Origin of the sequence: Arsukibacterium sp. (genome assembly GCF_036735525.1) — a bacterium.
In the GTDB taxonomy this organism is placed as follows: domain Bacteria; phylum Pseudomonadota; class Gammaproteobacteria; order Enterobacterales; family Alteromonadaceae; genus Alishewanella.
In genome coordinates this window covers 25369-39203 of record NZ_DAINOE010000031.1, presented here as the reverse complement: position 1 = coordinate 39203, position 13835 = coordinate 25369, and the positions used below count along the sequence as shown (strand labels likewise).

General features: G+C 51.3%; 12 protein-coding genes. 6 read left to right on the top strand and 6 right to left on the bottom strand.

What is annotated here, in order from left to right; all coding sequences use genetic code 11:
* Positions 1–216: 216 nt before the first annotated feature.
* Together V7D78_RS08160 and V7D78_RS08155 are read right to left on the bottom strand one after the other, a co-directional pair.
* Entirely contained in the window at positions 217–480 is a 264-nt protein-coding gene (locus V7D78_RS08160) for a hypothetical protein (protein WP_333607950.1), read from the bottom strand.
* Between the two features lie 256 nt (positions 481–736).
* Positions 737–3007 (bottom strand): exonuclease domain-containing protein, encoded by a 2271-nt coding sequence (locus V7D78_RS08155; RefSeq protein ID WP_333607949.1) that lies wholly within the window; start codon positions 3005–3007, stop codon positions 737–739.
* A 135-nt stretch (positions 3008–3142) separates the two neighbouring features.
* Here V7D78_RS08155 and V7D78_RS08150 point away from each other — a divergent pair, with 135 nt between their 5' ends.
* Complete coding sequence (locus V7D78_RS08150; protein WP_333607948.1) at positions 3143–3325, top strand: hypothetical protein; 183 nt, start codon at positions 3143–3145, stop codon at positions 3323–3325.
* Here V7D78_RS08150 and V7D78_RS08145 read toward each other — a convergent pair.
* From V7D78_RS08145 to V7D78_RS08135, 3 genes are all read right to left on the bottom strand, one after another.
* Positions 3315–6452, bottom strand: coding sequence for an efflux RND transporter permease subunit (locus tag V7D78_RS08145; RefSeq protein ID WP_333607947.1), 3138 nt, complete (start codon positions 6450–6452; stop codon positions 3315–3317). The genes V7D78_RS08150 and V7D78_RS08145 overlap by 11 nt on opposite strands.
* 25 nt (positions 6453–6477) lie before the next feature.
* Positions 6478–7554: an efflux RND transporter periplasmic adaptor subunit gene (locus tag V7D78_RS08140; RefSeq protein WP_333607946.1), complete on the bottom strand. Its 1077-nt coding sequence runs from the start codon at positions 7552–7554 to the stop codon at positions 6478–6480.
* A gap of 110 nt (positions 7555–7664) precedes the next feature.
* On the bottom strand, positions 7665–8486 hold the full coding sequence (locus V7D78_RS08135; RefSeq protein WP_333607945.1) for a zinc-dependent peptidase: 822 nt from the start codon (positions 8484–8486) through the stop codon (positions 7665–7667).
* A gap of 95 nt (positions 8487–8581) precedes the next feature.
* Here V7D78_RS08135 and V7D78_RS08130 point away from each other — a divergent pair, with 95 nt between their 5' ends.
* Complete coding sequence (locus tag V7D78_RS08130; RefSeq protein WP_333607944.1) at positions 8582–9049, top strand: tellurite resistance TerB family protein; 468 nt, start codon at positions 8582–8584, stop codon at positions 9047–9049.
* On the opposite strand, the gene V7D78_RS08125 is transcribed toward V7D78_RS08130, so the two are convergent.
* The gene (locus V7D78_RS08125) at positions 9046–9411 is read right to left on the bottom strand and encodes a hypothetical protein (RefSeq protein WP_333607943.1); all 366 of its coding nucleotides are present in this window, start codon (positions 9409–9411) and stop codon (positions 9046–9048) included. The two genes, V7D78_RS08130 and V7D78_RS08125, sit on opposite strands and share 4 nt — an antisense overlap.
* Positions 9412–9597: 186 nt before the next feature.
* On the opposite strand from V7D78_RS08125, the gene V7D78_RS08120 reads away from it, so the two are divergent.
* The 4 genes from V7D78_RS08120 (at position 9598) to V7D78_RS08105 (ending at position 13826) form a co-directional block, all read left to right on the top strand.
* Entirely contained in the window at positions 9598–10248 is a 651-nt protein-coding gene (locus V7D78_RS08120; RefSeq protein WP_333607942.1) for a methylamine utilization protein, read from the top strand.
* 142 nt (positions 10249–10390) lie between these two features.
* Entirely contained in the window at positions 10391–12562 is a 2172-nt protein-coding gene (locus tag V7D78_RS08115) for a putative bifunctional diguanylate cyclase/phosphodiesterase (RefSeq protein WP_333607941.1), read from the top strand.
* Positions 12550–13398 carry a DUF3034 family protein gene (locus V7D78_RS08110; protein WP_333607940.1) on the top strand — a complete coding sequence of 283 codons (849 nt, stop codon included), beginning with the start codon at positions 12550–12552 and terminating at the stop codon, positions 13396–13398. The genes V7D78_RS08115 and V7D78_RS08110 overlap by 13 nt, the downstream gene beginning before the upstream one ends.
* Positions 13392–13826, top strand: a complete 435-nt coding sequence (locus V7D78_RS08105; protein ID WP_333607939.1) for a group I truncated hemoglobin — start codon at positions 13392–13394, stop codon at positions 13824–13826. The genes V7D78_RS08110 and V7D78_RS08105 overlap by 7 nt, the downstream gene beginning before the upstream one ends.
* Positions 13827–13835: the final 9 nt, after the last annotated feature.

The following is a 13835-nucleotide window of genomic DNA, read 5'->3' as shown; positions in this document are numbered from 1 at the left end:
GGGCTGCGTATAAAAGGTCGATCAACTTGCTCAGATCTGACATCTGACTCTCTAACGCCCGCAGCACAGATCGAAACCCGCGCAGCGGTTGAGGTCCAGGCCACGCAGTGGCCGATTGTGACTGCGTTTGTTATGCATTTTTATGCTCGCTGAGTTTTTTGTAAAATTGAGCGACGCGAAAAGCCCACACGTTTTTAATCCCTGTTTAATTACTTGTTAGTTTGCATTTGTCGCCAAACTACGTACAAACTGAAATACTATAACCGCATCATTGAGGCACTTTTCTTCGAGTTCACTCTTTGGTGTGTCCCAAAAAAGATGTCGCGACGTAGGATACTCACTTGCATCCTTCAAACCTAACTCTACATCATGATAAAGCTCAAGTAGTAGCTGATGATGACTATCTGGTTCAACAGCAAGTAACTCATTTAGGCTTGAGCGAGCTTTCTTTAATAGTTCGGACAACTCTTTATTTAGCACCTACGCTCCTTGCAAACTAACAACTTATTCAAAGGATCTGTACCCGCAAGATGCAGACAGAACTTCCTCTGCGTTTTTTCATTGCCTGAGTCTATTCCTGTAGCTGAATGTAAATCAAGAATTTTTATCTTGTAACATTTTATGCGATTGCAAACTACGGGTTCTGTAGCCGCGAGTTGCGGATAAAAAACTCAGCATGCGAAATGGTGACTTTAAACAGTGATTTATCGTGATTCTGCTTAAGTCGCAATCAGCCTTACTGAGCGACAGTGCGCCTGGCATTAATCAACTTCAACAACTCCACCGTAGCGGTTGCATCATCCAGCGCGCGGTGGTGGTTGGTGAGGCTAATGTCAAACTCTTCGCACAGCTTGCCCAGGCTATAAGATTGCAGCCCCGGATAGTAGCGGCGCATATTGACTACCGTGCATAGCTGCGGCATCGCGAACGGCATGTCCAGCCGGGTGAATTCGCTGCGGATAAAGCCGTAATCGAACTTGGCATTATGGGCGACAAAGACCGCGCCTTGTAAAAACGCACTGAGCTTGCCGGCTATTTCGGCAAAGGTCGGGGCATTGGCCACCATGGCGCTGTTAATGCCGGTGAGCCGGGTGATAAAAGACGGGATATAACGCTGTGGGTTAATCAGGGTACTAAAGGAATCCAGCACCTCGCCGGCCTGCACTTTTAGCGCACCTATTTCAATTACCCTATCCAAGCCAGCCTTACCGCCAGTGGTTTCGACATCCAGCACCACATAAATACGATTAGGGTCGACTATCCACTGCAGTTTTTCTATGCGGGCACTAAAACCAGCGTTGTTAAGCGCCAGTAGCCGGGCTAACTGGTGGCGCTGAATGTTATCGCCGGGCGCTTTCACTTCAATAAACTCAACAGCACCGTCTTTAATCAGCAGTAAATCGGGGTAGCCACTTGCGTGGCGCTTTAAATCCTGGGCCATGGCGCGCAATAGGGGCGCCAGGCTGCTTTGGCCATCCTCGCCTTGCTGTTCACTCGGGATTCGCGGTGCAAACTGAATAAGCGGCAACAGCTGCTCGGCTAAATCGCTATGCCAGTAAAACACGCTATTGGCTTTGCCATAGTGCGCGCTAATGGCGGCCAGCAACTGGCTCGTAGCATTAGGCGCAGTGAGCTGCTGCAGTTTTTGCTCTATCTCTTTAGCAAATTGCTGATAAAAGCCGCCACCGGCTAAGTTACGCGGCCGCCGTTCAAAAGGGTTATGCAAGGCGCTTTGTTCATGTTCAAACAACTCATGCCAGAACCAGAGGCCAAATAGCGAGAGCCACAGGTTATTCTCACTGTGAAACACCTTGTAGCCCTGAGCCTGATAATGTGCCATTAAACCTTGCTCGGCCTGGCCCAGATACAGCTCGTCTACGCCGACTATCGGCGCATCATGCAGTAACTGGGTAAGCTGGGAGCGCTGGATGCCGCCGCTGGGGTTAAACTTGCGCCGGTAAAAATCTTCGGCAAACAGCCACTCTTCATCACAACTGGGATCGGCCAGCAGTTGCTGCAAGTATGTCTGACAACGCTCGGTATCATTCTGGCCCCAGTACAATCTAGCTAAACGCTCACTGGCCGGAAAGCCATTACTCAGCTGGTAAAAATTAATCGCTAACTCATTAAGCTTATATTGCTCGGCCAGTTTCCCCAGCTGATAACAGCGCTCACTGCGCTTAAGTTGCAGGGCTTGATCTTCGCCGCCACCGTTATCCGCAGCGACTGGCCACTGGCTTACGTCGCTAAGCCACTGGCTTAACAGCGGCTGTGCGCTATCTGGCTGTTTTTTCAGGTGCTTGGCCAGCTCGATAATGGCCGGTTTGGCTTTGGCCAGCTGATAGGCAAGCAAGGCCTGACTGGCCTCAGTAAAGCGCGGCTGAAACTGCTGTTTAAACTGGCCGCTTTGCCGGATCCCTAAATCACGCAAGGTAAAGAGTGATAAATTGGCCTCAATACGGCCAAAATACAGAAAATACAGATAATTCAGCGCATCCTGGCGGCGCAGCGCCACATAACGCTCTGGTAATTGCTCAATAAGCGCCAGCCAATTAACCGGCAGCTTTAAGGCCGCGCCCAGCAACAGCGGTTTAGTCTGGCTTTTTTTCACCGGCACAGTAGCGGTGAGCTCCGCCCACTGCCTGGGGCAGTTAAGTTGCGCCAGCTGCAGCAATTGCCACAGCCTGTCTTTGGTTAGCCTCAGCCAAAAATCGCTTAAATCACTGCTTATCAAGGCTGACACAAAACCCTGCGCCGTCAGTTCCGCCAGTACCGGCGCCACCTCGCCTATTTCCGCGTAGTGTAATTCTGCATCGCTAAACACCAGACCTTTGCGGTTAAGCATGCGCACCAGCAATTGTTGAGCACGCTCGGTTAAGACGGCAAAATCATCAATGTAGGCGCAGCTGTCGGGGGTTAACACTGGCTGATAATGCTTAGTCACAAATTGCAGCAGCTCGTTAAAATGCTGCAGATAGTAACCACTGTCGAGTTCGATTTGGGCCATAAGCTGCTTGAGTTCTCTCTGTTGTTAGCATCATAACGGTCAGGGCGGATGGCTGATAGTAGAAATTTTGCAGCTATTGCCGGGCAATGCTAAGCTGCAGCCTTTAATTGTTTACTAGATTAAGGATGCAGCGCTATGGGTAACTTATTGACCGTTCTGGTGATCTTATTTGTCAGCCTGTTTTTGGTGGTGACCTTAGTAGAAAAATTTGGCAAAAAATCCAGCGAAGAAGACATCGCCAAATACTCGAAATGGATATTCCCGTTAATGATCATTATGGTTGGCGCTTACCTGATCAAATACCTGTTTATGTCTTAGCCGCGCGCTGCTGCCACTGCATTATTGTCACTAATAACGCCGGTAAAAATGTCAGCGCTATCACTGTAGAGCAAACTAAACCGGTTAATACAATAATACCCACCCCACGATACAGCTCAGTACCCTCACCCGGAATAAAAACCAGCGGCGCCAGGCCGCATATGGTCGTTGCCGTTGACATTAAAATGGGCCGCAAGCGGGTCGAGACCGCAGCGGTCACTGCCGCTATCACATCAGACCCTGCCTGCTGAAGGTTTTTGCGACTTTGATCGACAATTAAAATCGGGTTATTCACCACAGTACCCAGCAGAATTAAAAAGCCCAGCATAGTAATCATATCAAAAGGCTGTGTAATGCCCGGCAAACCGAGCGCACTGAGCAAGTAACCCAGGCCATTAACCAGCGCCAAGCCTACCAGACCACCGGCTAACCCCAGCGGCACCGTCGCCAGAATAAACAGCGGGTAACCCCAGTGGGTAAAAATGGCCACCAGCAACAGGTAAATTAATACCACAGCAATAGCAAAGTTACCGCCCAGGGCGGCTTTGGTCGCATCAAGCTGATCGGCCGCACCTGAGATACTGATATTGACCCCCGGGACGATATTGCCAGCCCGTTGTAACTGTGGCACCAGCTCATCCTGCACTCTGGCCACTGCGGTTTCCAGCGCCACATTGCGCGGCGGGATAATATACAGCGTCACGGTAAGGCGGCCATCAACCCGGCGTAAATTGGCGCTATCAGCCACTTCTACCAAATCGGCCAGCGCATTTAACGGCAAAATTGCACCCGTCGGTGTTAATACCGGTGCCTGCGCCAATTGCTCTAATTGCTGGTTGGCGCCAGCGTTGCTGAATAAAAAGATATCCACTTTATCATCCAGCATAAAAAACTCATCGACAAAGGCACCATCACTGAGCGCGGCCACGGCAAAGCCAAAATCGGCGGTATTAAAGCCTAATTCGGCCAGCCTGGCCCAGCGTGGCCTGATTTCAATTAACGGCTGATCCAGTGATAGCGACAAAGGGTTGGAATTCAGTTGAGGGTTGTCGAACAATTGCTCTGCTGCCCGGTAGGCCGCTTCGGCAGTCTGGTACAAGTCGGCCAGCTGTGGGCCGGAAATATCCAGCGCAACGGCTCGGGTGCCGCCATCATTACTGGAAATAATCGATCCCCTGGCGGAAAACGCCCGCATGCCCGGGTATTGGCGGAACATGCTGGTCATTGCATTCATCATGGCATCAATGTCAGCGGGCCGGGTCGGCTCACTTAATACCCGGATGCGCCCCACCGACACACTTAACGAGTAATATTGCAATGATGGCATAGGGGTTTCACCGCGGCTAAAGCGTTCGGGATCCGCATTCACGGCATCATTAAGTTGGGCTTTAATTTCTTCGGCAATTAGCGCCATTTCCGATAAGTTATAACCCGGTGGCGCTATCATCGACGAAAACGCCTTAGGCTCTTCTCCTTCTGGCAGATATTCGGCCGGCGGCATTAATATCCAGCCAGCAACTACGGTGACCGCCAGAGTAATGAAGATAGTGAGCAACCGGCGTTGGCCGCTGCTGATAAGCTGGCTAACGCCACGCAGTAACACGCCGGCTTTCGTGACTTGCTCCGTTAAGGCTACGCCAGAGCCAAAACCCAGCCGGGCAATGGCCGCCGGCACCACAAATACGGCGACCAGCATAGACGCGATAATCGCCGAGGCGATGGCAATGGCGATATCGGAGTACAGCTGTCCGGCTTCCTGCTCAATAAACAAAATTGGCGCAAACACCAGCACAGTGGTCATAGTGGATGCCAGCACCGCCGGCCACACATCCTGTACCCCGCTGATGGCCGCGGCTAATCTTGTTAAGCCACGCCGCCGCGCCTGCTCTATGCTTTCCAGCACCACTATAGTGTTATCGACGGTCATACCGATGGCAAAAGCAATGCCTGCTAATGAAATGACATTAATAGTACGGTTAAATGCCAGCAAGCCTAAAAAGGCCGCTATGGTACAGATCGGAATGCCAATAACACCGACCAGGGTGGCGCGTGGCGAGCGTAAAAATAAATACATCACCAGCGTAGCCAGCAGCGCGCCCAGGCCCAGATTAGTCCAGACATTGGCAATAGAACTTTGCACATAGCGCACATCATCGCTCACCAGGCGCAATTGCAGGCCATTGGCGGCCAGCATATCCTGATTCATCCGCTCCACTTCCGGCAGCATGGCATTTTTAATATCAATAACATTAGAGCCGCTTTCACGGCGTACCGACAAACTCAGCGTGCGCTCGCCATCCGAAAAAGCCAGATCGCGCACTTCAAAATGGTCTAACTTAATCTCGGCCACATCTTTTAACAGCACCTGGCTATCGCCCCGCTGCAACAGGATCAGGTTCTCAAGCTCGGATAAATCACTGAAACGCCCCACCATACGCAGTAAATAACGACGTTTACCACTGTCGATATCGCCGGCCGAAGCATCGGTATTGCGGCTGCGAATCGCCTGACGAATATCAGTCATACTGATACCGCGCTGCGCCAGCCGGGCCGGATCCACTAAGATCTGCACCTGGCGTGCCCCACCACCACTGACCCCAATTTCAGAGACACCCGGTACCCGCTCCATGCGAGGCCGCACATAATCTTCAGCGTAATCCCGCACCATATCCATATCCAGCCCCAGCGGGTTGCCAGGCAGCGGCATCAGTCGGAAAAACATAAACGCATTGCTGGAAAACGAGCTGCTAAACAGCCTTGGCTGATCAACATTCTCCGGGTAGGCGTTAACCTGGCTCAGGGCATTGCTCACCCTGATCAGCGCTTCATTGATATCCACGCCAAAAGGGAACTCGAGCTCTATAGTGGCAGAGCCGGTGCCTGCCAGCGACGTCATTCGTTGTAAGTTGGGAAGATTACGCAGGTAACGCTCCTGCTCAATCAGAATTTCTTTCTCAATGTCTTGCGGCGTCGCGCCCGGCCAGCCGGTTACCACACTGATGGTACGCACTTCTAAGTCCGGGATCATTTGCACCGGAATACGCATGGCCGCGGCTATACCCAACACGGCAATAATTAACACCACTACCGCAATAATAGTGCCGTGTCGAATACCTGCTGCCAGCATGAAGTCTCCTTAACTGCTGTTGGGCTTAGTCCTGAAGGGAGCTGATCCGAACCTGTTGGCCGTCTCTGAGGGTTTCATTGCCGCGGACAACCATCGCTTCCCCCTCGGGTAACCCAGCGCGTACCTCCACACCATTGGCAGTGCGCCGCCCCAGCGTCACTAAACGCCGGTAAGCGGTATTATCGCGCACAGAAAATACACTAAAGCTGCCATCCGGGTGACGCAAAATGGCATCGGCCGGCACCACGACACTCTGTCTTTCAGCTGCAGCCAAACTAAACAGCGCGCTGGCAGAGGTGCCGGGCAAAAGCTGAGCCATGCCGGCTTGCGGCTCAAGCTGTAAGCGCACCAGAAAACTGCGGGCAGCAGCGTCAATCACCGGCACTGTCGCCAGCAACTGGGCATCAAGCTCGACATCAGGTTGCATATCACTGCGCACCCTAACCTGTTGTAATTGCAAAAGGCTTTGAAAATGCTCTTGCGGCATTTGCACATCCAGATACAAGGGGCTCAGTGCCACCAGTTCCAGCACCGGACTGGCCAGATTGACCCATTCCCCGGCTTCCGTCAGTTTGGCGGCAATAACGCCGCTAAAGGGCGCAATCAGCTGATGCCGGTCCAGCACTTCCTGTTGTTGCGCCAAAGCGGCTTGCGCTTGCTGCTGCAACGCCGTCGCCCGCGCCAGATTGGCCTGACGAAGAGCTAACTCTGTTTGCGGAAATAATTGCTGTGCACTGAGCTGCTCAGCTTCGCTAACCAGCCGCTGCGCTTCCTCCCACTCGGAAGTGCTGACCTGGCTGGCGGCCACTAATTGCTGCAAGCGCCGCTGTGCCAGTGCCGGGTCTAATTCCAGCAATACCTGACCTGCTTTTACGCTATCACCGGCATCTACCAGTACCCGGGCGACCAGGCCCTCCATTCTGGCTGACAAACGTGCGTGTTGCCGTGCCCTCAGGGTGCCACTCAGACTTAATTGCTGGCCAATACTTTGTTGCTCAGGCTGCACCACACTGACCGGTACCGTATCGGCTATCAGGCTAACACTGCAGACCGACAACGCCACGAATATCCAGCAGACCGCTACAGTAGGTTTTAAGGTCATCTTTGTTCCATATGTAATGCGCTAAGATCCAGTTAACATTGCCTGATATCGCAGTAAGCTAAATAAATTCTGATAAATATCAGTATGCTTGAAATACTGCACCAGATCACCTACTGCCAGCTTAGCGGGTTGATCCGGTAAAACTGGCTGAGTTGCTGGTATAACGCCGGATACTGTGTCTGCAATGGCTCAGGTTGCTCAAAAAACACTTCTGAAATAACTGCAAAAAACTCCGCCGGGTTAGTGGCACCATAGCCATCGAGTAGTCCCCTTTCGCCATTTGCTGTTTGCAATTGTAGCTGATCAAACGCCTGTTGCATCACCGCAGACCATTGCTGGTAGTCGTTGCTGCGGCTTAACTGCGGTGCACCGGTGGCCTGACCTTTCTCCTGATCCAGCTGATGGGCAAATTCATGGATCACCACATTGCGGCCATCATGCGGCTGGGCCGCGCCCTGCAGCGCATCCTGCCAGCTTAGCACTACCTTACCCTGACCCCAGGACTCACCACTTAACACCCGCCGCTGCTCACTGACCACGCCGGCGGCATCTGCTGCCTGGCCGTGCACCACAAAGGCGGCCGGATAAATTAAAATTTGCTGCAACTTAGGGTAATAATAATCGGGCCGGTTTAACAACAACAGGCAGGCCTGGGCGGCAATAGTGACCCGCATCTCATCTGTTACCGTAACACCCTCACAACCAATAAAGCGTTTTTCAGCAATAAATACTTGCATATGCTTTTTTAACTGCAACTGCAAATCGGCCGGCAAAGCCCGGAAATACGGCATACGTTGCTTCAGGATAGCCCGCCAGCTGGCCGGAAAAGCCTGTTGCATAATGCGCTTACGCTGATAACGACGCCAGGGGTGCTGCGCCAGTACCAGGCCGATAATCAGGCTGGCTAGCAATAGCAGTATCAGTAGGGGCAAAGTTTGGTATCCTTAACGGCCTGATGGCGGAACTGTTTGAATGGGGTTGCGTCTCAAGCAAATCAAGCGGCGAGCGTCGCAGCAGTGGAGAGACTATGTTTAATTTATTTAAAAATCTGCTGGAAAAAGCCAATGCCGACTGGCAAGGCGGTGGCCAGCAACACCCCTGGCAACAAGCCGGAGTCAGTGAGCAACAGTACCTGTCAGTCGTATTGATGCTGCAACTGGCCCATGCCGATTTCAGCTCAGAGCAACAAGAGCATGATCTGGTACTGCATTATTTACAACAGGAATATGCGTTAACTGCTGAGGCCGCTGAGCCGGTGTTTAATGCCGCCTTAGCACAAGCGCTGGATGCGACCTGCCTGCACGCCTTTACTTCTAAATTAAAGGCCTTAGCTTACGCTGACAGGTTAGCCTTGTTAGATCAGTTATGGAAAGTGGCCTATGCCGATGGCGAGCTGGACCCGAACGAAGAAGCCATGCTGCGCAAAATCGCCGATTTGTTGTTTATCCGGCACAGCGATTATATTCAGAGCAAACTGGCGATACAGTCTGTTTAGCGCTCGTCCTTGCGAATAACTTCACCTTCAATGACCCGGCTATCGCCTCGTGCTGCAGCTTGTGGCTGCTCTGCCTGGCCATAGCCGGCTTGTTGTGCGGCCTGTGCAAAGCGGCGCATTTTTTGCCGGTAACGATAAATCACTATCGGGATCACCAGCCAGCTAAGCAGCAACATAAACAACAACAGTGCTGCCGCCACCACCAGCATCACCCCCAGCACTAACCAGGCCAAAATGCGCTGAAAAATATTACCCCGCTGACGCTGCGCAAACTGCCGCTGCCAGGCACTGGCTTGTTGTTTAAACGAAGAATTCACTGTTAATACTCCACAAAAATAGCGCTCTATAATAACGCAATTCATCCCCACTGTCGCCTTAAGCTGACTTTACAACGCCTGTTCTGCCTGTTCCGTTCGAACCCTGATCACCTGCCAACGCACTTAAGGGTATAATAGCCGCATTTAGTTCTGTCAGATTAAGATTCTATTTGTCGCTGCAGCCAGTCCTTGCTATGGTAAATACCTAAGTAGTTAACACTGACAGGTTTTATGAAATGCGTTTTTATCGTCAGTTGTTTAATGGCCTTGCTGCTGCACTGGTCCGGTACCGTTAACGCCAACAGTCTGACGGTACAACTGGTTAATCAGCAACAGCAACCGCTGGCTGATGCTGTCATTGAACTTAAACCGCTCAGCAACGAGCCCTTGCCATCGCAACAAACCCAGCCTGCACGCACTCAGGTTGCCCAGCAAGAATTAACCTTTATTCCCTTTGTCAGTGCCATCAGTGTTGGCAGCCAGGTCGATTTTCCAAACTTTGACCGTACCCGGCATCATGTGTATTCGTTTTCGCCCGCTAAAGTGTTCGAAATTCAACTCTATGCCGATACTCCCGAAGCGCCAGTTACTTTTGATAAAACTGGTATAGTGGCCCTGGGCTGCAATATTCATGATTATATGCAGGCTTATATATATGTGGGCGAAACCGGCTTAGTGGCGGTAACAGATAACGATGGCCAGGTAGTATTGCCGCAACTTCCAGCCGGCCGCTATCAATTACTGCTGTGGCATCCATGGCAAATAGCAAGCCCAGAGGTCACTGAATTTGAGATCAGCACTGATTTAACGCTGGCCAACACACTGGCAATAGATCTACAGCAACGAAAACCTGCGCCACCCCAACGCGGTTTTGGCCGCTAACTACACAGGAACCGCATGCTTAGTTCGCTTCGAAGTAAATTAATTCTGATTTTTGTGCTGTTACTCAGTGTGCTGATGCTGGCCACGGGTTTTGCCACCTTAACGGCTATGAAAAAAAGACAGCAACCAGCAGGGTCAGCAAATGCTGCAGGTGGCCTCAAAAGTATTTGAACAAGCCATGAGCGCGCGAGCCGGGCAATTAAGTAACAGCGTGCGTTTACTAGCTGCCGATTTTGGTTTTCGCCAGGCTATCGCGCTGGCTGAGCAGGAAACCTTGCAATCCGTGCTGGAAAATCATGGCAACAGAATTAATGCCAGCTTATCGTTATTGTTAGCGGTTGATGGCGAACTCTTAGCCAGTACAAATGCACAGCTCGACAAAACAGACATCATGCCGCTGTTTTCAAGGATGCAGCAACAAGATGCCATTAATGACATCCTGCTATTAGATGGCAAGGCATATCAGCTGGTGTTGGTGCCAGTAAGGGCACCGCAAATCATTGGCTGGGTAGGCATGGATTTTGAAGTAGATCAGGCGTTGGCCGTGCAAATCAAAGGCATTACCGGGCTGGATATCAGCTTTGCCTTACAGGATGAGCGCGCCAATAGCCACCTGACATCCACCCTTACCCCCAGACAAAGTCTGACCCTCACCGCGACCTTGCAACAATTGCAACAGAGTCCCGAAGAAGCACTGGCAGATCCGGCACAAAATTTTATTTCTAAAAGTTTTGCCATAGATCAGCAACAGCAACTGTGGGCCATGTTGCATCTACCTAACGAGCGCTGGCTGGCCAGCTACCAGCAACTGAGATTACAACTACTGCAAGTCTTTGGTATTGGCTTAACCCTGGCGTTGATTGCCGCTTTTTTGTTTGCCGGCACCATTGCTAAACCGCTGGCGCAATTAACCAGTTTTGCCCGGGCTATTGGACAGGGCAAAAGCGCGCAGCCACCCAAAAGCAGTGCTGATGAAGTGGGCATTCTGACTGACACCCTGGTCAATATGCAGCAAGCGATTAAACAACGCGAAACCCTTATTCGCCAGCAAGCAGAAGAAGACTTACTGACCGGCCTGGCTAACCGGCTGGCCGTTGAGCATCAGCTACCCGCTTTGTTGCAGCAACCAGGCTATTTAATTCAGCTAAATATTTTAAAATTTAAACATATTAATGATGCGCTGGGCATCCAGAATGGTGATTTGTTATTACAGCAACTGGCAGCCCGCTTGCGTCAGTTGCAACCTGCGGCGAGTTTTCTGGCACGCTTAGGCGGTGATGAATTTGTCTTGGTTTACCAGCAAGCCTTAAGCGATACTTTACTGCAGCAACTGTATAGCGAACTGGTACAGCCCTTTGATTTGAAAGGCTCTTATATCTCATTAAAACTGGCGATGGGTATTTACCCTTTTACAGCGGCAACCAGCCTGCAAGATGCACTGCGCCGGGTGGATATTGCCCTGAATAACGCCAGACAGGGCCAGGATGAAAGCCATCAGCGTGAATTACAAATCATTGCCGGTTTGCCCGCAGCCCTGAGCAGTGATCAGTTGTTTGTGGTGTACCAACCTAAAGTTGATATTCAGCTGCAGCAATGTCAGGCAGCCGAGGCGTTGATCCGCTGGCAACACCCGGAACTGGGCTTTTTACCCCCTGATGAGTTTATTGCACTGGCCGAGCACTCGGGTAATATTCAGCTGATTTCGCGCTGGATGCTCAACAGCGTCATTAGCCAACTGGCGCTGTGGTTACCCCGTTTTGAGCACCTGAAAATAGCCGTCAATTTGTCAGCGGCGGATTTGCTGGATCATACCCTACCGCAGCTAATTGCTCAGTTGCTGCAACAGCACAAGGTTAGCGCAAAGGCGCTAACCTTAGAGGTCACTGAAAGTGCAGTGATGCAAGACACGGTAAAAGCGGTGCAGATCCTGCAACAACTTGGGGCTATGGGCATTGAGTTAGCGATAGACGATTTTGGAACCGGCCAGTCATCCTTAGCGTATTTAAAACAACTGCCGGTACACGAGCTGAAAATTGACCGTGCCTTTGTCAAAGATATCGAATTTAACCAAAATGATGCCCTTATCGTGCAGGCCAGCACCCAGTTAGCAAAAGGCCTGGGGTTAACAGTAACGGCAGAGGGCCTGGAAAATCAGGCAGGTCTGCAAGCTTTGCTGGATGCCGGTTGTGATAAGGTGCAAGGCTATTTTTTTAGTAAACCGCTGCCGGCACAGATGTTCAGCAGTTGGCTAGAGCAGTTTAGTAACAATCGCCATAGCTGGTTTAACAAAGGAGACGATACATGCGCGCCTTAACGCCATTTAGCCGCCTGATATTGGTGTTCATTAGCCTGCTGCTCAGTGGTGCTGCCATAGCTGGCAGCAAAATTATTGCTACAGGGGGCGTGACCACTATTGAAGGCAATGCCGGCGGTGGCATAGTGCCCTGGGCAGTGATAAATGGCTATGCCAGCAGCGATGAATGGTCAGTATTAGCCTTCGGCAGCCGGGCTCAGGTAGATGATTTTAGTTTAAATGTCGCTGGCGTGGCGCTGAGCTTTGACAATAATTGGGAGTTTTCCTACGCCCGTCAGCAATTTAAACTCGATACCCTTGGTGGCGAGCTGCGCCAGGATATCTTCTCGGTAAAGTATCATCTGGCGGGCGAATTGCTTTACACCGCTATGCCGCAAATCAGTGTCGGTATTCAGCATAAACGCCATCTGGACTTTGACTTACCGCAGGCCGTGGGTGCGCGCAGTGCCTCAGGTACCGATGTCTATCTGGCGGCCAGTAAGCTATTGTTTCATCAGGTGGCCGGCCGTAATCTGCTGCTCAACGGCACTATCAGGGCCACTAAGGCTAACCAAACTGGTTTGCTGGGTTTTGGCAGCGCGCAAGATAATGATTACCAGCTGTTATTTGAAGGTTCAGCAGCCTTGCTGCTGAATTACAATTGGGCAATAGGCGCTGAGTTTAAACAAAAGCCAAATCAGCTGGGCTTTGCTAATGAGCAACACTGGCGCGATATTTTTGTCGCCTGGTTTATTAATAAGCATGTCTCAGCTACCGCCGCCTATGTTGATTTAGGCAGTATTGCTGGCCTGGGCAAACAACGTGGGCTCTATTTTTCTGTGGAGGCAACATGGTAACACACTACCTCAGACGCTGCGCCTTGCTGGGCTTATGTTCACTGGCGTTACTCGGCTGCAGCCAGACGCCGTCACCCTCGTTATATCAGCAATTGGGGGCTGAAGAAGGCATAACGCAGATTGTTGATGGTTTACTGTTTGAAATTGAACATGACGACCGCATTGTACATCACTTTGCCGATACCGATATCCCCCGCTTTCGTCGCCTGCTGGCCGAGCAACTGTGCGAGCTTAGCGGTGGCCCTTGCCAGTACAGCGGCGGCACTATGCAAGAGAGCCATCGCGGCTTTAATATCAGCCTGGCTGATTACGATGCGCTGGTCGAAGGGTTAATCAAGGTGATGCAGCGTCAGGGCATCGGTATTTCAGCGCAAAACCAACTGTTGGGTCTGCTGGCCCCGATGTATTCGGATATCAGCTATCGCTAATAGGGTTTT

Excerpts from the sequence above, each read along its gene's own strand:
- V7D78_RS08125 (WP_333607943.1), bottom strand. The coding sequence starts at position 9,411 with ATGAATTGCGTTATTATAGAGCGCTATTTTTGTGGAGTATTAACAGTG.
- V7D78_RS08110 (WP_333607940.1), top strand. The coding sequence starts at position 12,550 with ATGCGCGCCTTAACGCCATTTAGCCGCCTGATATTGGTGTTCATTAGC.
- V7D78_RS08150 (WP_333607948.1), top strand. The coding sequence starts at position 3,143 with ATGGGTAACTTATTGACCGTTCTGGTGATCTTATTTGTCAGCCTGTTT.
- V7D78_RS08130 (WP_333607944.1), top strand. The coding sequence starts at position 8,582 with ATGTTTAATTTATTTAAAAATCTGCTGGAAAAAGCCAATGCCGACTGG.
- V7D78_RS08120 (WP_333607942.1), top strand. The coding sequence starts at position 9,598 with ATGAAATGCGTTTTTATCGTCAGTTGTTTAATGGCCTTGCTGCTGCAC.
- V7D78_RS08155 (WP_333607949.1), bottom strand. The coding sequence starts at position 3,007 with ATGGCCCAAATCGAACTCGACAGTGGTTACTATCTGCAGCATTTTAAC.
- V7D78_RS08105 (WP_333607939.1), top strand. The coding sequence starts at position 13,392 with ATGGTAACACACTACCTCAGACGCTGCGCCTTGCTGGGCTTATGTTCA.
- V7D78_RS08140 (WP_333607946.1), bottom strand. The coding sequence starts at position 7,554 with ATGACCTTAAAACCTACTGTAGCGGTCTGCTGGATATTCGTGGCGTTG.
- V7D78_RS08145 (WP_333607947.1), bottom strand. The coding sequence starts at position 6,452 with ATGCTGGCAGCAGGTATTCGACACGGCACTATTATTGCGGTAGTGGTG.
- V7D78_RS08115 (WP_333607941.1), top strand. The coding sequence starts at position 10,391 with ATGCTGCAGGTGGCCTCAAAAGTATTTGAACAAGCCATGAGCGCGCGA.